Origin of the sequence: Burkholderia sp. Bmkn7 (assembly GCF_041103175.1) — a bacterium.
GTDB classification, from domain to species: Bacteria; Pseudomonadota; Gammaproteobacteria; order Burkholderiales; family Burkholderiaceae; genus Burkholderia; species Burkholderia cepacia.
The window spans coordinates 76,366-96,331 of the sequence record NZ_JBGCUH010000001.1 but is presented as its reverse complement, the minus strand read 5'-3'; the positions used below and the strand labels follow the sequence as shown (position 1 = coordinate 96,331).

Sequence of the window (19,966 nt, the reverse complement as noted above, 5' to 3'; positions counted from 1 at the left end):
TCACGATCCGGTAACCGGATCGATCGGCGTCAAGATGCCCGCGCGCGCCTCGATCGCTTCGCCCGCCGCGAGACACAGCGCCTCCTGAAAACGTCCGGCGACGAGTTGCACGCCGGTCGGCACGCCCTCGCGGATGCCGGTCGGCACCGACAGCCCCGGCAGCCCGAGCAGCGCGGTCGCGAGCAGCGGCCCCTGCCGGTCGACGATCGCGCGCATCGCGTCGTCGCCGTGCTGATCGGCGTCGATCGCGAACGGCCGCGCGCACGACACCGGCATCAGCAGCAGCGGATGGCGCACGAAGAACTGCTGCCAGTCGCGCAGCAACGCGGTGCGCCGCGCGAGGCCGTTCATGTAGCCCTCGAGATCCAGCGGCTTCGCGAGACGGCGCTGGCTCGCGAACGCAGTACGGATGGCGGCGTCGCCGTGCTGCATGATCACGTCGCCGAGGCCGCTGCGCGCTTCGTTGGTCACCAGGTCCAGCCACAGCTCGCACGCTTCGGCGAACCGCGGCGGCACCGCTTCCTCGACGATGCAGCCGGCGTCCTCGAGCCAGCGCGCGGCCTGCCGGATCGCATCGACCACCACGGGATCGGACGGCACGCCCGGCAGCGCCGCGCACACGGCCACGCGCGCGGGGAACGCGGTTTCGCGCGCCATCGGCGCAACCGGCATCCACCAAGCGTCGCGCGCGTCGCCTGCCGCCATCGCGTCGAGCGCGAGCCGCAGATCGCCGACCGTGCGGGCGAGCGGCCCCTGCACCGAGGCGAGCTGCACCGCGAGCGTGCGGTCCTTCGACTGCGTCGGGTTGTACGCCGGCACGCGGCCGGTGCTCGGCCGCAGCCCGGCGACACCGCATGCGTAGGCCGGATAGCGGATCGAACCGCCGAGGTCGTTGCCGTGCGCGATCGCGCCGATACCGGCGGCCACGGCCGCGGCGGCACCGCCGCTGGAACCGCCCGGCGTCAGCGACGAATCCCACGGATTGGACGTGCGGCCGTGCAGGTCGTTGTCGGTGAACCAGCGGTACGAAAACGCCGGCGCATTGCTGCGCCCGATCACGATCGCGCCGGCCTTGCGCAGGTTCGCGGTCACGGGGCTGTCCTCATGCGCGACCAGCCCTGAAAACGCGCGCACGCCGTTGGTCGTCGCGTGTCCGGCCGTGTCGACGTTGATCTTCACGGTCACCGGCACGCCGTGCAGCGGGCCGACCGGTGCGCCGCGCGCGATCGCGGCATCGGCATCGGACGCGGCCTGCAACGCGCTGTCGGCCATCACGTCGACGATCGCGTTGATGACGGGGTTCACCGCGTCGAGTCGCTGCAGGCAGCTGCGCGTGAGTTCGGTTGCGGACACGTCGCGACGCGCGACGCGCTCGGCCATCTCGGCCGCGCTGAGACGCCACCATTCCTGGGTCATGAGTTGCTCCTCGTTGATCTCGATGATTGTCTTGTACCGGACGTGCGCTACGCGCACGGCTGCCCGGCCAGCGGGGCGTGCGACGCGTAGATCTTGCGGCACGTTTCGACGACTTCCCACGTGCCGCGAAAACCCGGTGGAATCACGAACCGGTCGCCGGCGCGCAGCACGCGCTCGCGGCCGTCCGCGTCGCGCACGATCGCGACGCCGCTCAGCATCTCGCAATACTCGGACTCGTCGTACTCGATCGTCCAGCGGCCGGGCGTGCATTCCCAGATCCCGCAGCTGAACTGCCCGCACGGGCTGATGTAGTGGTGCGACAGCGTCTGCAGCGGATTGCCGTCGAGCAGCAGCCCGCTCGGCACGCGGCTCTGCGTGAGCTTCGCCGGTGCCTGCATCAGGTCGACGAGAGTCGTGATGTTGGTCATGTGTGCCTCCAGGGCATGAGTGAATCGAAACGTTTCGGTGCCGCGCGGGCGAGCCGCCCCGCGCGCATCAGAGCAGGTCCATCATCCGGTGCCAGGTCATCGCAAGCGCCAGCATCGGCGTGCGCAGCGCGCGCCCGCCCGGAAAGTCGCGATGGCGAATCCGGCCGAACAGGTCGAAGCGCGCGGCCTGCGCGTCGATCGCTTCCGCGATCAGCCGCCCCGCGAGGCCCGCCACGTTGACGCCGTGCCCGGAAAATCCCTGCGCGAAATACACGGTCGGCTCGAGCCTGCCGAAATGCGGCGCGCGATTCATCGTCGCGTCGATCAGGCCGCCCCATGCATAGTCGATCCGCACATCGGCCAGCTGCGGGAACGTCTTCAGCATGTCGCGCCGCATCGCGGCCGCGAGGTCGCGCGGCGTATTCGTCGAGCTGCTGGCCTTGCCGCCCCACAAGAGCCGGCGGTCACGCGTCAGCCGGAAATAGTCGAGCGCCGAACGGGTGTCGCAGACCGCCGCATCGGCCGGCATCGTCCTGGCCGCGCGCGCGTCGCCGAGCGGTTCCGTCGCGATCAGGTACGTCGCGACCGGAATGATCTTGCGCGCGAGCGCGGGGGCCAGCCGCCCCAGGTACGCGTTGCAGGCCAGCACGACATGACGGGCATCCACGTGCCCGCGCGCGCACGTGACGCGGTGATGCGGCGCGGCACGATCGAGCGCGAGCGCGGTCGTGTCCTCGTGGATCGTCACGCCGGCCTCGCGCGCCGCCCGCGCGAGGCCGAGCGTGTAGTTCAGCGGATGCAGGTGGCCGCTGCCTTCGTAGCGCAGGCCGCCGACGTAACGATCCGATGCGACGAAGCGATGCATGTCGGCGCGCTCGACGACTTCGTAGCCGCGATAACCGAAGCGTTTCGCCGCGGTATCGCGCCACGCGCGCAGCGCATCGAAATGGCGCGGCTTGTTCGCGGCGGTCAGGTAGCCGAAGGTCAGGTCGCAATCGATGCCGTAGCGCCCGACCCGCTGGCGGACGATGTCGACCGACTCCAGCCCCATCGCCCATACGCGCCGCACGTCGTCTTCCGGCAGGCAGGCCGAGAACGTATCGATGTCGCACGCGTACCCGGCGATCAGCTGGCCGCCGTTGCGTCCGCTCGCGCCCCAGCCGATCCTCGACGCCTCGACGAGCACGACCGAATGGCCGCGCTCGGCGAGCTCGAGTGCCGCGGACAGGCCCGTGAGCCCGCCGCCGATCACGCAGACGTCGGCCGTCACGGCCCCGTCGAGCGACGGATGCCGTGCGCGGTCGTTGGCGGTCGCTGAATAGTAGGACTGAACATGTTGCTGGTTTTCGAACTTGAGCATGTGCAAGACTCGCGAACAGCGTCGCGTCAGAACGCGTAGATGAGTTGGGTGGCGAGCAGGTCGTTCGACTTCTCGTACGACCCGTCGTGGCGCAGGAAGACCTTGTTGCTCGCCCAGTCGTGCCGGTATTCGACCTTCACCGTCACTTGCTGGGTCGGGTAGAACAGCAGGTCGAACGCGGCGGCCTGCCGCGTCGTGCCCTTGCACTCGAAGCCGACACCGCCGTTCGCCTTCGACAGCGCGAGGCAGTCCGCATCGATGCCGAAGCCGTTGTACGGATCCATCCCGTTGCCGTTCAGGCCGATCGAGGATCCGCCGCCGCCGTTCTTCCGGTTCACGAGCAGGTCGTAGCGCAGCGTCGCGCCCATGCGGCCGACCACCGGCGCGTTGAACTTGCGGTGCGCGAGCAGCGACAGCCCGAACCACTGCGCGAGCCCGCCGTTGAACGCGCCGTGCTGCTGCTGGCCGTAGTCGAACTCGGCGTTGTACTGCGCGTCGGCGAGCGTGTAGGTCGCATCGGCTTCGCCGAAGAAGAACGCGCCGTATGCGCTCGGCGCATTGCCGCCCACGCCGTAGCGCACGTTGCCGGTCGCCGGATCGACCGCGCTCGGCAGCGTCTGTCGGCCGATGCTGATCGAGCCGCCGACATCGAGCGCGCTGCCGCGCAGATAATCGACACGCGCGGTGAAGGTCGGCACCTTGTTGCTCGTCGTGATCGGGTCGCCGAACGCGTTGACGCCGGTCTGTGTCACCGCGCCCGCGCTGCGGAACTGCTCGTTGCCGACGAAGAACTTCCACGCCCAGTGGCCGTCCGCGCTCTGGTAGTTGACGCCCGCGCCGATCGACGAGCCCGGATCGGAGAAGTCGTACAACAGGTTGTGCGTGAGCGTGAGCATCTGGCTCGACTGCTGGTACTCGTAGCCGCCGAACCCCGTCACGAGCCCGCCGACGAACGCCGTCGTGCCCGACAGCGGTACCGTGACGACCGCCGTGTTCACGATGTCGAGCCCGCTCGCGCCGCTGCCCGTCATCATCGACAGGCCCGCGCCGCGGTTCGGCATCAGCGTGATTTCCGCGGACGGTGCGCTCGGGCCGACACCGAACGTCTTCTTGATGTCGAGGAATACGTCGCCGAACGTACTGTTGTAGTAGGTGTACGCGTTTTCATGGTTCGCGAACTGGAACGACGAGGTGCCGCCACCGCGGTTGTACAGGTACGTCGGGTCGAGATAGCCCGTCACCGACAGCCCCGCGATCGGGCCCGTGCGTGCGGCGTCGGTCAGCGAGTCGACCTTCAGCTGCTGATTGGCGACCTGCTGCCGGATTTCCGACACGTCGTCGTTGGTCAGCACGGCCGGCGCTTGCCCGTAGCCGGGTGCGGACGGGTCAGCCGCCGCACCGGTCGTCGCGTTCGCAGCGTTCGCCGCGTTCGCAGCGTTCGCAGCGTTCGCAGCGTTCGCCGCGACCGATGCGGCCGATGCGACCGATGCGGCCGGCGTGGCCGATGGCTTCGCGGCGAGCTGCGATTGCAGCGCGCCCATCTGCCGTTGCAGCACGGCGATCTGCTGCTGCAGTGTGCGGATCTGGTCGGCGCTCGAATTCGCCGCGGCCAGCCCCGGTAGCGCTCCGGCGATCAGCGCGCAGAGCATCTTCTTTTTCATCGAATGTCTCCTGGTCGTTCGTCACTTCGTGGGATGCGGGATGCGGTCGTGCAGCGGCCGTGGGGCCGGCGCGCTCGCGGGCGGCATGGCGGACGGCGACGCGGGGGTGTCGGGCACCTCGGGTGCGGATGATGCTCGCCACGTACGCATGTCGCGCGCCTGCCGCCGCTCGCGGGCCAGCATCGCGCGGTTCACGACGACGACACCGATCGTCACGACCGTGATGAACACCGTGGCGAGCGCATTCATCTCCGGGTTGAGCCCCATCCGCACGCGCGAGAACACGACGAGCGGCAGCGTCGTCGACCCGGGGCCGGACAGGAACGCCGACAGGATCACGTCGTCGATCGATACCGTGAACGCCAGCAGCCAGCCGGACACCAGCGCCTGCGCGATCAGCGGCAGCGTGATCACGAAGAACACCTTCCACGGCCGCGCGCCGAGATCGAGCGCGGCCTCCTCGATCGAGCGATCGAGCTCCTTCACGCGCGACTGCACGATCACCGCGACGAACGACAGGCACAGCATCACGTGGCCGATCCAGATCGTCAGCCAGCCGCGCCCGGCCGGCCAGCCGAACGCCTGCTGCATCGCGACGAACAGCAGCAGCAGCGAGATGCCCTGGATCACTTCCGGAATCACGAGCGGCGCATTGATCATCGCGGCATACAGCGTGAAGCCGCGAAAGCGCCCCATCCTCGCGAGCACGAAACCGGCCCAGGTGCCGATCGCGACCGACGCGGTGGCCGTCAGCAGCGCGATCTTCAGCGACAGCCACGCGGCCGTCAGCAGCTCGTCGTCGTGCAGCAGCGCGCCATACCATTTCAGCGAGAAACCCGACCACACCGTCACCAGTTTCGACGCGTTGAACGAGTACGCGACCAGGCTGACGATCGGGACGTACAGAAACAGGAAGCCCGCGCCCAGCACGCACGCGGACAGGATGCGATTCGCGCGGGTCACGGTTTTGCCTCCGCTTCGGTCTGGCTGTAATGGAGCAGCGCCATCGGCACGAGCAGCAGCAGCACCATCGTCACCGTCACGGCGGACGCCATCGGCCAGTCCATGTTGTTGAAGAACTCGTCCCACATCACGCGGCCGAGCATCAGCGTGTTCGCGCCCCCGAGCAGTTCGGGGATCACGTATTCGCCGACCGCCGGAATGAACACCAGCAGGCTGCCCGCGACGATGCCGTTGCGCGACAACGGCAGCGTGATGCGCCAGAACGCGGACCACGGCGTTGCGCCGAGATCGCTCGCGGCCTCGAGCAGCGTGAGATCCATCTTCACGAGATGCGCGTACAGCGGCATCACCATGAACGGCAGGTACGAATAGACCATCCCGATGTAGACGCCCGCGTCGGTGTGATAGAGGCGCAGCGGTGTCGCGATCACGTCGAGCGCCGCCAGCGCGTGGTTCAGCAGCCCGTCGTCCTTCATGATGCCGACCCACGCGTAGACGCGGATCAGGAACGACGTCCAGAACGGCAGCATCACGGCCATCATCAGCAGGTTGCGGCGAGCCGGCGTCGAGCGCGCGATGAAGTAGGCGATCGGATACCCGGCCAGCAGGCACATCAGCGTCGACGAGGCCGCCATCTTCAGCGAACTGACGTAGGTGTTCAGGTACAGGTCGTCCTGCAGCAGCAGCGCGTAATGCTTCAGCGACAGCGCGACCTGCACGGTGCCGGCCTCCAGCCGCGCGAGCGCGGTGTACGGCGGGATGCCCATCACCTGGTCGGCGAAGCTGATCTTCAGCACCAGCACGAACGGCAGCGCGAAGAAGATCGCGAGCCACACGAACGGCACGCCGATCGCGACGCTGCGGCCCGACGGCAGGAAGCGCGACAGCATCGAGAAACGGCCCGGGCGCGCGCGGCCGGCGCCGGTGCTCGCCGCGCCGGCAGACACCGGCGCGGACGAAGTGGAAGCGGAGGTTCTCATCGTGGCGTCCTCACTGCGTCAGCACGACGCCGCTGGCCGGCGACCACGACACGAACACGTCGTCGTTCCACGCCGGCGCGTTGTCGTTCATCAGGTGCGAGCTCGACAGGTTCGACACCACCGTCTTGCCGCTCGGCAGGCGCACGTGGTACAGCGAGTAGCTGCCCATGTACGCGATGTCGGTCACGACGCCGCGCGCCCAGTTGTGTTTCGAACCCGGTTTCTCGCGCGACACGTGCACGCGTTCCGGACGCACCGAGATGCCGACCGGCATCCCGAGCGGGCCCGTCACGCCGTGGCTCACGTACATGCGCGCCTCGAGGTCGTCGCTTTCGACGAAGATGTGGTCGGGTTCGTCCTCGACCACGCGTCCCTCGAACAGGTTGGTCGAGCCGATGAATTCGGCCGAGAAACGGCTGTTCGGGTATTCGTAGACTTCGCCGGGCGAGCCGATCTGCACGATCTTGCCCTCGCTCATCACCGCGAGGCGGCTCGCCATCGTCATCGCCTCTTCCTGGTCGTGCGTGACCATCACGCAGGTCACGTCGACCTTCTCGATGATGTTCACGAGTTCGAGCTGGGTCTTCTGGCGGATCTTCTTGTCGAGCGCGGACATCGGCTCGTCGAGCAGCAGCAGCTTCGGGCGCTTGACCAGCGAGCGGGCCAGCGCGACGCGCTGCTGCTGGCCGCCGGAGAGCTGATGCGGCTTGCGCTTCGCGTACTTGCTCATCTGCACGAGCGCGAGCGCGTCGGCCACGCGTTCCCGGATCTCGTTCTTCGGCGTGCCTTCCTGCTTCAGGCCGAACGCGACGTTCGATTCGACCGTCATGTGCGGGAACAGCGCGTACGACTGGAACATCATGTTCACCGGGCGGCGATACGGCGGCAGCGACGCGAGGTCCTCGCCGTCGACGAAGATCTTGCCGGAGGTGGCCGTCTCGAGCCCGGCGAGCATGCGCAGCAGCGTCGACTTGCCGCAGCCCGAGCTGCCGAGCAGCGCGAACAGCTCGTTCTTAGCGATCGTCAGGTTCACGTTGTCGACGGCCGTGCTGTCGCCGAATTTCTTCACGACGTTTTCGATGCGGACGAAGGCGTCCGCATCGCGGCACATGCCGGCCGCCACCGACGCGGCAGGGAGCGTATGGATCATCGTCGCCTCCCTCAACCGCCCGACTTCAGCTGCAGCCACAGCCGGTTCTGCATCCGTGCGATGTCGGCGCTTCGCGGCATCGCGAGCGACGTCTTCGCGATCGTGGCATCGGACAGGTAGACGCTCGTGTCCTGCGCGATCACCGGTGTCACGAATGCGCGCGCGGCCTTGTTGGCGCTCGGGTAGAAGATCTCGTTCGTGATCGCCGCGTTGGTCTTCGGCTCCTCGATGTAGTTGATCCACTTCAGCGCGGCTTCCGGATGCGGCGCATCCTTCGGGATCGCCATCACGTCGAACCACAGCAGGCCGCCTTCCTTCGGATTCACGTAGCGGATTTCGTACGAGCGCTTCGCGTCCAGCGTGCGCCGCCGCGCGACGCCGACGTCGCCCGACCAGCCGAGCACGACGCACACATCGTTGTTCGCGAGGTCGTCCGCGTAGCCGGCCGAGCTGAACTGCGTCACGTACGGGCGGATCTTCTTCAGCACATCGTAGGCCGCCTGGTAGTCGGCCGGGTTCTTGCTCTCGGGGTCCTTGCCCAGGTACTGCAGTGCCGCCGCGAACGCGGCGTCCGGCGCGTCGAGCAGCGAAATGCCGCAGCCCTTCAGCTTCGCCGCGTTGGCCGGGTCGAACAGCAGCGCCCAGCTGTCGGTCGGCGCGTTGTCGCCGAGCCGCTTCCTGACCGCCTCGACGTTGTAGCCGATACCCGTCGTGCCCCATGCCCATGGCACGCCGTACTGGTTGCCCGGGTCGGCCTTCGCGACCATCTTCATCAGCACCGGGTCGAGGTTCGCGAGATTCGGGAGCTTCGACTTGTCGAGCTTCTGGTACACGCCGGCCTGGATCTGCTGCGCGAGATAGTTCGACGTCGGCACGACGATGTCGTAGCCCGAGCTGCCCGCGAGCAGCTTGGTCTGCAGCGTATCGTCGCTGTCGTAGCTGTCGTAGCGCACCTTGACGCCCGACTGCTTCTCGAAAGTGGGCACCGTGTCCTTCGCGACGTACTCCGACCAGTTGTACACGTTCAGGTTGGCATCGCCGGCATGGGCGCGCAGGCTGGCCGCGCAGGCCAGCGCCGCCGACGTGACGAGCGCGACGCGCAACGCCGGTTGACGACGGATACGGATACGCATGGGGATTCTCCTTGTGATGGCGATCGGCCGTTGCGCCCGGTCCGGGTCGGGATTCGCGTCAACGCCGTCAGGCGGTGTTCGGCACAAGAGGCAATGTAGAGATCGCGGCCGGCAGCGTCAGTCCTGAAAACCGGGACAAACGGCGACGTCGACCGGCCCCGTTTGGGTAGATTCCCGTGTAGGCAGTCGAAAATATTCGTGATACCCGTAGCGCCACCGGAAATTCCTCGACACCCGACGTCATGAACGCTGCGCTGCCCGCCCCCGATCTCCCGCTGAGCCACGTCGCGTTCGTGACCGAAACGCTGGGCGACATCGCCCAGGCCGTCGGGACGCCGCAGTTCATGCGCGCCGTCTACGACACGCTCGTGCGCTACGTCGATTTCGACGCCGTGCATCTCGACTACGAGCGCGGCCCGTCGTCGGGCCGGCGCAACGTCGGCTGGATCGGCAGCTTCGGCCGCGAGCCCGAGCTGATCGCGCAGGTCATGCGCCACTACTACCGCAGCTACGCGAGCGAGGATGCAACGTACGCGGCGATCGAAACCGAAAACGACGTGCAGCTGCTGCAGGTATCCGCGCAGCGCGTGGCGAGCGAACTCCGGCATCTGTTCTTCGACGCCGGCGACATTCACGACGAATGCGTGATCGCGGGCGTGACGGGCGGCACGCGCTACTCGATCTCGATCGCGCGCTCGCGGCGGCTGCCGCCGTTTTCGCTGAAGGAACTGAGCCTGCTGAAGCAGCTTTCACAGGTCGTGCTGCCGCTGGCGTCCACGCACAAGCGCCTGCTCGGCGCGATCTCCGCGGACGACGCGCCGCGCGACGAGCTCGATCCCGACCTCGTCGCGCAATGGCTGCCGGAATGGCACGAACGCCTGACCGCGCGCGAGATGCACGTATGCGCATCGTTCATCCAGGGCATGACCTCGGCGGCCATCGCGCAATCGATGGGGCTCAAGACGTCCACCGTCGACACGTACGCGAAGCGCGCCTTCGCAAAGCTCGGCGTCGATTCGCGCCGGCAACTGATGACGCTCGTGCTGAAAAACGCGTCGCGGCGGCACGACGCATAACGTCCCCACGCACCGGCCGCCGGCCGGTTGCGCACGCATCCATCTCCGCGCCGCCTCATAACGATCCGACAATTTATTGGTTCCCTCGACGATGCGCTGTCCGTATCGTTCACCGACTCGTCAGACCAATCGACCAACGGGGGAATTCAACAATGAAACCAGTCCGTTCATTCGCACTGCTCGCGCTGCCGGCCGCGCTCTTCGCCGCCGGCGCCCACGCGCAAAGCAGCGTCACGCTGTACGGCATCGCCGATGCGGGCATCGCCTATGTCCACAACGCGCAGAACGCGAACGGCAGCAATGCGTCGAGCCTCGTCAAGTTCAGCAGCGGCAACCTGTCCGGCAGCCGCTGGGGGCTGCGCGGCACCGAGGATCTCGGCGGCGGCCTGGCCGCGCTGTTCCAGCTCGAGAACGGCTTCAACATCGGCACGGGCGCACTCGGCCAGGGCAGCCGCGAATTCGGCCGCAAGGCCGTCGTCGGCCTCGCGAGCAGCACGTACGGTACCGTCACGCTCGGCCGCCAGTACGATCCGGTCGTCGACCTCGTGCAGGGCCTTACTCAGGACAACTACTTCGGCGGCGTGTTCGCGACGCCGGGCGACCTCGACAACTACGACAACAGCCTGCGCGTCAGCAACTCGGTGAAATACACGAGCCCGCTGATCTCGGGCTTCCAGTTCGAGGGCCTGTACGGCTTCGGCGGCGTCGCGGGCGCCACCGGCAGCGGCCGCACGTACAGCTTCGGCGCAAGCTACGCGAACGGCCCGCTGTCGCTCGGCGCGGGCTTCTTCTACGCGAACGGCGGCTCCTCGGTCGCGAACGGCGTGCGCACGTGGTCGAGCAGCTCGGACACGCTGTTCAACACCGTGATCAACCAGGGCTTCTCGAGCGCGAAGTCGATCCAGATCGTGCGTGTGGCCGGCCAGTACGTGGCCGGGCCCGCCACCTTCGGCCTCGCGTATTCGAATACGCAGTACGGCGCGGACACGCTGTCGGCGTTCAGCCAGAACGCGAAGTTCAACAACGGCTCCGCGTTCTTCAACTGGCAGTTCTCGCCGGCGCTGCGTGCGGGTGTCGGCTACAACTACACGTCGCTGACGGGCCCGTCTTCCGCGCACTACAACCAGGTCAACCTCGGCGCGGACTACGCGCTGTCGAAGCGCACCGACCTCTATGCGCTGTTCGGCTACCAGAAGGCGAGCGGCAACACGCTCAACGCGAACGGCGCGGTCGTGAAGGCCGCCGCGTCGGTCGGCTCGTACGGCGTGAACTCCGGCACCGATACGCAGGAACTCGCGATCGTCGGGATTCGCCACAAGTTCTGATCGCGTCGCCGCCAGGCGACGACAGCGACGGACGACAGCCGGCAGGCGCGCACCGCGGTGCGCGCCTGCGGCGTTTACACTGTCCGCGTTCACGTTCCGCACGACACAAGGAGGCCGGCATGCTGACCGTATGGGGGCGCCGCAATGCATTCAACGTCCAGAAGGTGATGTGGCTCGTCGACGAGCTCGCGCTTGAGCATCGGCACGTGCCGGCCGGCGAGCAGTTCGGCGTGCTCGACACGCCCGGATTTCTCGCGATGAACCCGCACGGGCGCGTGCCCGTAATCGACGACGGCGGCACGGTCGTCTGGGAATCGCACAGCATCCTGCGCTACCTCGCCGCGCGTTACGGGCGCCCCGGTTTCTGGCACGACGATCCGGCCGAACAGTCGCGCGCCGACCGCTGGATGGACTGGTCGCAAACCACGCTGCAGCCGACGTTCCTGAACGGCGTGTTCCGGGGCTTCTACCGGACGCCGCCCGAGCAGCGCGACACGGCGCGCGTCGAGCAAAGCATCGCGCAGTGCGCGCAATACTTCCGCACGCTCGATGCGGTGCTGGCCGGGCAACCGTTTCTCGCGGGCGACACGCTCACGCTCGCCGACATCGCGGCCGGCACGCATCTGTATCGCTATTTCGAGCTCGACATCGCCCGGCCGGACCTGCCGCACGTGCAAGCATGGTATGAACGGCTGAAAGCGCGGCCCGCGTATCGCACGCACGTGATGATTCCGTTCGACGACCTGCGGGGCAAGCTCGACTGAGCGGGCGCCACGCCAACGGCAGGCGGCTTGTTGGATGGTTGAAAGAACAACGGTGTAGGGTGCCGACCTGTACGCCCGCCGGATTTGCATGCGTCGTCGCGACCAGGATCGTCGCCAGGCGGGTCATCGCTGACCAACCACGCAGGCAACGTGATGAGCGCTCAGGATATTCCGGTCGACTTCGCTTTTCAGCAGGACACGGCGGCAGCCGTCCATCGAAACGCCGGCCTCGACGCGTTGCGCGCGTGCCTGACGTTGCTGGTGGTCTTTCACCACTGCGCGATCACATACGGCGCGCTCGGCGGGTGGTACTACCACGAGGTGGCTGCCGGGCCGTCCGTGGAATCCGCACTGCTGACGCTCTTCTGCGCGATCAACCAGGCCTTTTTCATGGGCCTGTTCTTTTTCCTGGCCGGTTATTACACGTCGCCGTCCATCGATCGCAAGGGCGCCGCCCGTTTCCTCACCGACCGGTTCATCAGGCTCGGCCTGCCTCTGCTGGTGTACGGCTTCGTGATCGGCCCGGCAACGATCGCCCTGGCGCAATCGGGCGCAGGCCACCCGTTCGCGGATACGCTGGGCCGCCTGTGGCGCAAAGGCACGTTCGAGAACGGCCCGATGTGGTTCGCCGAGGCGCTGCTGATGTTCAGCGCAGCCGCAGCACTCTGGCACATCGCCTTCCGGCGCACCGTGGCGCGCGATACGAACCGCCCCGCCCGCAACCCCTTTCCTTCCGACAGGACGTTGGCCGCCGCGGCGTTGCTCACGGGTATCGCGGCACTCGCGCTGCGGTCGCGATGGCCGGTAGGTACCAACGTATGGGGGCTGCAGCTCGGCTACTTCGCGAGTTACGTCGTGTTGTACGCAGCCGGGTGCCGGACCGCGCGCGTGCACTGGATCGAGCACCTGCCGGCACGGCAGGTCAGACTGTGGTGGCGCATCGCACTGCTGGCACTCCCTGTCCTGCCGGTCGCTTACCTGCTCGCCAAGCACGTTCCTGCATTGCGCGGCCGCCCGCAGGACGTGATCTACGCATTCTGGGAGCCGCTGGTCGCGTGGGGAACGAGCCTGTTTCTTGCCAGCCGTTTCCAGCGGCGCTTCGATCGACTGACAGGCGCATGGCGGTCGCTGTCCCGGCGCGCGTACACGATCTACATCATCCATCCCCCGGTGCTGGTGGGTATCGCCCTCGTATGGCGAACCGTGCCGGCGTCGCCGTTCCTGAAGTTCGCCGTGACCGGCGGTGTCGCCTGCGTCACGTGCTACCTGATTGCCGGCCTCCTGCTCCGCGTGCCGAGACTCGCGTCGATCCTGTAAGCGCACTCATGCCTGGCGCAGCTGGAAGAAGGCACACGATCAAGCCGGAAATGCACGCCTAATGTCGCCGCATGCCCCCCGCCCCGCCCATGCCGCCGAACGCATGCATTCCGCCGAATTCGCGATGCGCGCCGACCGGGAACGCGCCATGGCGAAAACCGGCGCCGATCGGCACGCCGAAGCGGCGATGTTCGATCCCGTTGACGTGAACGACCGGATCGAAATGGTGGAAATGGTGGAAGTGGTGGAAACGATCGATGAAGACGAAGCTCACGCCCGCGCCGATGAAAAGCGGCGGCCCCCAGTACCCCAGGTCGGCATACGGGTAGTCCACCGCCGGATACCATAAAACACTACCATCGGGACTCTGCACGAACTGCCATGTGCCGTCGTCCTGCAGGCACGCACGCCCCACGATTTGCTGGTCCGTGCCGTCGATGTTCGCTCGCGCGACGACTGCACGGCAGTTGGCCGTGTCGTCCGCCAGATCGTCGTACGTTTGCGCGAAGACCGCCGCGGAACAGCCGAGACAGACGATACCTATCCCGGCTCGAAACAAGTTGCACATGATCGGCTCCTGATTGCCCCCGACCACTCGATCGCGTGGCGCCGCTGACGGCGCCCGACACATCGGATTGCTCACGCACGATTCACCACGCGGCGGTAACGCGCCGCCGCTTCGTACAAGGTCTCCTGCCTGCTGAACGATGCGGCGCGCGTGCTTATTCCAGGGGTCTGGTGCGATTGACCGACGCGGGAACCTTCGACAGTCGATGCCGCGGCTGGCGGCCGGCGCCGGCCTAGCGCCTCGCGAAGCGGTAAGCCGCTGCCGCCGTGATCCCGAATACCAGATGGGCCACCAGCGTGATCGCACCACGGACCGGAACGAACCACGGGAAGATCGCGGTGAAGGCGTACAGGTTGACGCCGTACAGGATGAGGCCGAACGCGCCGCCTGCGAGTAGCGCGGCCGCGAGCGACAGGGTGCGGATCGTTTTCGCCAGCACGGCCGCATAGACCAGCGACAGCACCAGATGCACGAAGGTCGCCACCGCCATGACCAGCGGATCGAAGCCGGCGGACACGTCGAGCACGCGGCGCCCCATCACGATGGCGGCCGTGAGGCGTGCGTCGCGCAGCAGGTTCCCGATGGCATCATCGCCGGCGATCGGCCAGAGCAGCAGCTCGACGACGGTCGAGCCGACCGCCGCGGCGAACGCCGCCCAGAGAATCGGGACGACACTCGCGCGTTTCAACTGGCGCCCCCGGCGCAACCGGCCGAGGAATCGAAGCAGCGTGTGCCGCCCCCGCTCCGGCGCCGGCCGGGCAGCATGTGCCCGCGATGCCGAACCGGGCAGCCACGCAACATCACGACGCCCGTTCGCAATCCGTCCAGTAAGCGAACGGATCGCGATGCTTCGGATAGTTTTCGTCCAGCCATTTCAGCAAGGTCGCCCGTGCGTTGTCCATGTCGGCTTTCAGCGACGAGGTCGTCAATTCATGCACTTCGATGGACTTCTCGCGATCGACCACGAAGCAGTTCCAGTCGGGCCCGTCGAGATCCGGATCGTCGGACGCCTTCGACGACTTGCCCCAGCCGAACCCCTTGCGTGCGTCGATGTAGTACCGCGGATGCACTTTCAGGTACGACATCTCGCCGCCCTGCAGGCTGCTCTCCGCGCGCAGCACGTCGTGCCCGTCGACGATCTGCGTGACTTCCGGAAGCCGGCGCGCTCGCCATCCGGCGGGCAGCGTCGCGATGGCCTTGACGCTGTCGTACATCCCCCAATCCAGCCCCCACGCTTCGGCCATGCGCTTCATGAATGCGTCCGCGTTCGGATAACCGCGCAGCTGAATCCGGGTCGACAGCGTGACTTCGATCCCGCCGCGCACGCCCGTGCCGGCGGATGCCTCGTTTGCGTTCGCTTCGAACGGGTTGCCGGGCCGCGACGCGCGCGTCTCGTCCGCGGGCGCCATGCCCGAAAAAAGCTGGTCGAGCGCTGCACGCGCTTTCGACGATTTGTCCGGCCTGTTCATTGTTGACCTCGCTTGCACCCGCACGGATGCATACATTTCCGATTTTCGTTCATCTCTCCACCTCATCGTTTTTCGCGGACGCATTGTCGTCGATCCGGCGCCGCCGGCCTAGTGCCTCGAATCGCACACCGCGTCCTTCGCACCAGCCGGCCCGCCGTGGCGGGTCGCCACGACCATTTCCATTTCGCTCACTTGCCTGCCGCCACCGCCGCCCGCATCCGCTCCATCAACGCCAGCACCTCCGGCCGATTCTCCCCCTTCGCGTGCACGAAGTAATACCGGAGCACCGAATCGACCTCGTGGCAGCTCACGCGCACGAGTTCGCTGCGCTTGAGATAGGCGTCGGCGAGCGGTACGCGCGCCAGCGCCACGCCGAGCCCGGCCTCGGCCGCGGCCAGCACGAGGTTGTAATCCTCGAACCGGCGGTCCTGCGCGCGCGGCTTGAACGGCACGCCCAACGCATCGAACCACGTGCGCCAGCCGGTCACATCGGAATCGTGCAGCAACGGCATGTCGAGCAATGCGGCATCGCCGCGCCGGCGGCGCTCCGCAGCCAGTTGCGCGGCGAGCCGCGGATGCGCGACCGGATAGAGCCGCTCCGGCATGAACGCACGGGTTTCGAGCTGGCGCCAGTTGCCGCGCCCGTACCGGACCGACAGGTCCGCTTCGCCGCCGGCGATATCCACGTTGCGAAGATCGATGCCGAGTTCGATCTGCAACGCGGGTGCCTCGCTCTCGAGCGCATGCTGCCGCTCGAACAGCCACAGCTGCGCGAACGCCGGCACCACGCTCATCCTGACCAGTCGCGGCGCGCGCGGCGAACGCCACTGGTCGGCCGCACTGTCGATGATCGCGAACGCCTGTTCGATCCGGCCGACGAAGCGCTGCCCGTCCGGCGTCAGGCGCACGCCGCGCGCATGACGTTCGAACAACTTCAGGCCGAGCCAGTTTTCAACGGCGGCCACCCGCCGGCTGATCGCGCCGTGCGTCACGCCGGAGACGTCGGCGGCGGCCAGGAACGAACCCTCGCGCGCGACCGTGCACACCGTCTCCAGGCTCGCGAGCGGCGGCCGCGAAGCCGGCGCCGGCGCCGGCGCCGCGGCGGGCAACGCCGCGCCACGCTTCGCGCGGGCTGAAGCGCCGGCCGGCCGCCGGCTCGAGCTGTGAATCATCTTCATATCTGATTGCTGATCTGTGCGCTAGCTTAACATCTCGCGACGCCGCATCATCGCCGCATGAACACACTCTCCACACCGTCGTCGCGCACTGCGCGGCAGCCGCTGGTCGCGGCCGGCGCGGTCGCCTTCACGATCGTTTCGTGGGCGTCCGCTTTCCCGTTCATCCGGATCGGCCTGCATGGCCTGACCCCGCTTCAGCTCGCGGCGGCACGCTTCGCCACCGCGGCCGTGCTGATCGTCGCGTGGCTGGTGGCGCGGCGGCCGCGCGTGCCGACCCGGAGCGATGCGCTGCGCTTCCTGCTGTGCGGCTTTCTCGGCATCGCGCTGTACAACGCGCTGCTCAATACCGGCGAGCAGACCGTGTCGGCCGGCGCGGCGAGCTTCATCGTGAACACCCTGCCGATCTTCACGGCCCTGCTGGCCGCCGTGTTTCTCGGCGAGCGCTTCAATCGCTGGGGCTGGCTCGGCTCGCTCGTCAGCCTCGCCGGCATCGCAGTGATCGCGCGCGGGCAACCGGGCGGCCTCGTCCTCGGCGCGGGCAGCACGCTGATTCTCGGCGCGGCCCTGTGTTCGGCCAGCTACTTCGTGCTGCAGCGGCGGCTGATTCCGGTATACGGCGCGCTGGCCTGCACCGCTTACACGCTGCTGGCCGGCGCGCTGCTGCTCGCGCCGTGGCTGCCCGGCGCGCTCGGGGCACTGGGCAGCGGGTCGCGCGATACGACGCTGGCCGTCCTGATGCTCGGCATCTTCCCGGCCGCGCTGGGCTACGCGACCTGGACCTTCGCACTCGGCTACTTCGGCGCGGCGCGCGCCGCCAACTTCCTCTATCTGACGCCGGCGGTCGCGACGGCCCTGTCGATGGTCCTGACGGGCGAGCGGCCCGGGATCGAGACGGTGTGCGGCGGCCTGCTGGCGATCGCCGGCGTGATCTTCGTGGCGTTGCGCGGACGCGCTTAGGCGCAACGCCGCATCGGGCCGGTACAGTCAGCCCGACGCTCGTCAAGCAAACCGGTCGGATGAACCCCGGCATCTGCAAAGCCGATCGGATGGCGCGGACTGTCGACTCGCGCCAGTTCGCCAGCGCCGCCGGGGCTTGACCGTTAGTTGCATCAATAGGGGCGTCGATCCCGATGAAACCCGGTAGCTCAACCGGATGCGCATTTACAACCGTCCAAACTGTGCAGACAAATCGACCGAACAGTTCCGGATTGACCGCGCATCAGTGTCCATGGCTTCGCCCCGGCCGTCGGCCGAATAATGGATGCGGCCGTAAGGCCGTCGACAGCGAATCGCAATCCATCGCGTGCCGCGGCGCACGATTTCCGGCGTCCGGCGCCTCCGGATTTCGGGCGCAGGCCTTGCCGCGCCCGCCCCGTGGCGCGATTCGCTGCAGCGCGCAAAATCGGCTTCATATATATTCATACGAATTGCACGCCGTCAGGCCCCGGCCCGCTCATCCGGGCATCACGCCGACGGGCAGGACGCGATGCAAGTGAAGCCCATGATGGGTATGGAGACTCGTCCGATCGCCCCGGCCTCGCCGTCGGACGGTCGAGACGTCCAATAGAACGATCATTCAAATCGGAGATGGCAGATGGAACGAAGCACTGTCGGCATGCGCTGCAAACCCCTGATCACCGTCGCACTGGCTGCCGCCGCATTCGCGGCCGCGTCGGGCGCGATGGCCGACCAGGTCGTCAAGATCGGCAGCGTCGAACCGACGACGGGCGGCATCTCGCACCTCGGCAAGGACAACGAGAACGGTGCGCGCCTCGCGGTCGAGGAAATCAACGCAAAGGGCCTGACGATCGGCGGCAAGAAGATCACGCTGCAACTCGATGCGCAGGATGACGCGGCCGACCCGCGGCAAGCCACGCAGGTTGCGCAGAAGCTCGTCGACGACAAGGTCGTCGCCGTGATCGGCCACCTGAACTCGGGCACGTCGATTCCGGCGTCGAAGATCTACAGCGACGCGGGCATCGTGCAGATCTCGCCGTCGGCCACGAACCCGACCTACACGCAGCAAGGCTTCAAGACGACGTACCGCGTGGTCGCGACCGACGCGCAGCAAGGCCCGGCGCTCGCGAGCTACGCGCAGGCGAAGGGCGTGAAGAGCGTCGCGGTGATCGACGATTCGACCGCGTACGGCCAGGGCCTCGCGAACGAGTTCGAGAAGAAGGCGAAGGCGCTCGGCCTGAAGGTGCTGTCGCACGACGCGACCAACGACAAGGCCGTCGACTTCCGCGCGATCCTGACGAAGGTCAAGGGTGAGAACCCGGACGCGATCATGTACGGCGGCATGGACGCCACCGGCGGCCCGCTCGCGAAGCAGGCGAAGCAGCTCGGCCTGCGCGCGAAGATCCTGTCCGGCGACGGCGTGTGCACCGACTCGCTGGCCGAACTGGCCGGCCCGGCAGCCGACAACGTGCTGTGCTCGCAGGCGGGCGCCGCGCTCGAGAAGATGCCGGGCGGCGCGGACTTCCTCGCGAAGTACCAGAAGCGCTTCAACCAGGGCATCAAGTTCGATGCGCCGTTCGCATATGACGCGGTCTACATCGCTGTGGACGCGATGAAGCGCGCGAACTCGACCGACCCGGCGAAGATCCTCGCGGCGATGCCGGCGACGAAGTACGACGGCGTGATCGGCACGACGACCTTCGATGCGAAGGGCGACCTGACGCACGGGATCATCTCGATCTACGGCTACAAGAGCGGCAAGAAGACCTTCCTCGACCAGGTGAAGATGTAACCCGCCGCGGCGCCGGCACGACGGGAACGCCACTCGTCGGCGCCGGCGCCGCGCGGGCCGATTTCTGATTCACGGAGACGAAGCATCATGTGCGCAATGGCGTATGCGGAATTCCAACAGGAGTTGAGGAAGGCACAGTTGACGGCGCGCGAGTTCGCCCGCCTGATCCGGATGAACGAAAGTTCGATCACGAACTATTCGAGCAAGGGCACCGTCCCGTCCCACCTCGCGGTCATCGCGAAACTGATCGGCACGCTGGCCGCGCACGAGATCGATTTCCGGCGCGTGATCCGGCAGATGCGGATCGAACCGAAACGGCCGCGCGGCGGCGGCGTATTTCCTGCGGCGGACAAGCCGCGTTCCAGAAAAACGGCGAAGACCGACGCCTGAGCGCAGGCATGCGTCGACAGCGGCTCAACGCTTGCCGCT

Annotated in this window: 18 protein-coding genes and 1 pseudogene; 7 read left to right on the top strand and 12 right to left on the bottom strand. The window is 67.4% G+C overall.

All coding sequences use genetic code 11. The features are described from left to right. The 8 genes and pseudogenes from AB3K92_RS00415 to AB3K92_RS00380 form a co-directional block, all read right to left on the bottom strand. Entirely contained in the window at positions 1-1,416 is a 1,416-nt protein-coding gene (locus tag AB3K92_RS00415; RefSeq protein WP_059620356.1) for an amidase family protein, read from the bottom strand. Between the two features lie 47 nt (positions 1,417-1,463). Beyond that, positions 1,464-1,844 (bottom strand): cupin domain-containing protein, encoded by a 381-nt coding sequence (locus AB3K92_RS00410; protein ID WP_021160700.1) that lies wholly within the window; start codon positions 1,842-1,844, stop codon positions 1,464-1,466. Positions 1,845-1,911: 67 nt separating this feature from the next. After that, positions 1,912-3,204, bottom strand: coding sequence for an NAD(P)/FAD-dependent oxidoreductase (locus tag AB3K92_RS00405; RefSeq protein WP_369464324.1), 1,293 nt, complete (start codon positions 3,202-3,204; stop codon positions 1,912-1,914). A 26-nt stretch (positions 3,205-3,230) separates the two neighbouring features. Further along, positions 3,231-4,865 carry a DUF3138 family protein gene (locus AB3K92_RS00400; RefSeq protein ID WP_369464323.1) on the bottom strand — a complete coding sequence of 545 codons (1,635 nt, stop codon included), beginning with the start codon at positions 4,863-4,865 and terminating at the stop codon, positions 3,231-3,233. 21 nt (positions 4,866-4,886) lie between these two features. Continuing rightward, complete coding sequence (locus AB3K92_RS00395; protein ID WP_059492535.1) at positions 4,887-5,828, bottom strand: ABC transporter permease subunit; 942 nt, start codon at positions 5,826-5,828, stop codon at positions 4,887-4,889. Continuing rightward, positions 5,825-6,808, bottom strand: a complete 984-nt coding sequence (locus AB3K92_RS00390) for an ABC transporter permease subunit (RefSeq protein WP_369464321.1) — start codon at positions 6,806-6,808, stop codon at positions 5,825-5,827. Before AB3K92_RS00390 ends, AB3K92_RS00395 begins: the two co-directional genes overlap by 4 nt. 10 nt (positions 6,809-6,818) lie before the next feature. Then, a pseudogene (locus AB3K92_RS00385) lies at positions 6,819-7,898 on the bottom strand (ABC transporter ATP-binding protein); the annotation flags it as partial. 71 nt (positions 7,899-7,969) lie between these two features. Then, entirely contained in the window at positions 7,970-9,091 is a 1,122-nt protein-coding gene (locus AB3K92_RS00380; protein ID WP_369464319.1) for a polyamine ABC transporter substrate-binding protein, read from the bottom strand. Between the two features lie 242 nt (positions 9,092-9,333). Here AB3K92_RS00380 and AB3K92_RS00375 point away from each other — a divergent pair, with 242 nt between their 5' ends. From AB3K92_RS00375 to AB3K92_RS00360, 4 genes are all read left to right on the top strand, one after another. Next, positions 9,334-10,167 (top strand): helix-turn-helix transcriptional regulator, encoded by an 834-nt coding sequence (locus tag AB3K92_RS00375; RefSeq protein ID WP_226280899.1) that lies wholly within the window; start codon positions 9,334-9,336, stop codon positions 10,165-10,167. 152 nt (positions 10,168-10,319) lie between these two features. Next, positions 10,320-11,492 carry a porin gene (locus AB3K92_RS00370; protein ID WP_021160709.1) on the top strand — a complete coding sequence of 391 codons (1,173 nt, stop codon included), beginning with the start codon at positions 10,320-10,322 and terminating at the stop codon, positions 11,490-11,492. A gap of 119 nt (positions 11,493-11,611) precedes the next feature. Beyond that, the gene (locus AB3K92_RS00365; protein ID WP_369464317.1) at positions 11,612-12,256 is read left to right on the top strand and encodes a glutathione S-transferase family protein; all 645 of its coding nucleotides are present in this window, start codon (positions 11,612-11,614) and stop codon (positions 12,254-12,256) included. A gap of 84 nt (positions 12,257-12,340) precedes the next feature. Continuing rightward, positions 12,341-13,573, top strand: a complete 1,233-nt coding sequence (locus AB3K92_RS00360) for an acyltransferase (RefSeq protein ID WP_369464315.1) — start codon at positions 12,341-12,343, stop codon at positions 13,571-13,573. 58 nt (positions 13,574-13,631) lie between these two features. Here the strand turns inward: AB3K92_RS00360 and AB3K92_RS00355 are convergent, their stop codons facing one another. The 4 genes from AB3K92_RS00355 to AB3K92_RS00340 form a co-directional block, all read right to left on the bottom strand. Beyond that, positions 13,632-14,141, bottom strand: a complete 510-nt coding sequence (locus AB3K92_RS00355; RefSeq protein ID WP_021160712.1) for a hypothetical protein — start codon at positions 14,139-14,141, stop codon at positions 13,632-13,634. Positions 14,142-14,373: 232 nt separating this feature from the next. Then, positions 14,374-14,829, bottom strand: a complete 456-nt coding sequence (locus AB3K92_RS00350; protein WP_060276732.1) for a hypothetical protein — start codon at positions 14,827-14,829, stop codon at positions 14,374-14,376. A gap of 112 nt (positions 14,830-14,941) precedes the next feature. Continuing rightward, entirely contained in the window at positions 14,942-15,610 is a 669-nt protein-coding gene (locus tag AB3K92_RS00345; protein ID WP_059620447.1) for a hypothetical protein, read from the bottom strand. Between the two features lie 188 nt (positions 15,611-15,798). Then, positions 15,799-16,788 (bottom strand): LysR substrate-binding domain-containing protein, encoded by a 990-nt coding sequence (locus AB3K92_RS00340; RefSeq protein ID WP_369464313.1) that lies wholly within the window; start codon positions 16,786-16,788, stop codon positions 15,799-15,801. 57 nt (positions 16,789-16,845) lie between these two features. Between AB3K92_RS00340 and AB3K92_RS00335 the strand changes: the two genes are divergently transcribed. The 3 genes from AB3K92_RS00335 (at position 16,846) to AB3K92_RS00325 (ending at position 19,927) form a co-directional block, all read left to right on the top strand. Continuing rightward, entirely contained in the window at positions 16,846-17,745 is a 900-nt protein-coding gene (locus tag AB3K92_RS00335; RefSeq protein ID WP_021160716.1) for a DMT family transporter, read from the top strand. A gap of 637 nt (positions 17,746-18,382) precedes the next feature. Then, positions 18,383-19,537: a branched-chain amino acid ABC transporter substrate-binding protein gene (locus tag AB3K92_RS00330; protein WP_021160717.1), complete on the top strand. Its 1,155-nt coding sequence runs from the start codon at positions 18,383-18,385 to the stop codon at positions 19,535-19,537. An 87-nt stretch (positions 19,538-19,624) separates the two neighbouring features. Further along, the gene (locus tag AB3K92_RS00325) at positions 19,625-19,927 is read left to right on the top strand and encodes a hypothetical protein (RefSeq protein WP_021160718.1); all 303 of its coding nucleotides are present in this window, start codon (positions 19,625-19,627) and stop codon (positions 19,925-19,927) included. The last annotated feature ends 39 nt before the right edge of the window (positions 19,928-19,966 follow it).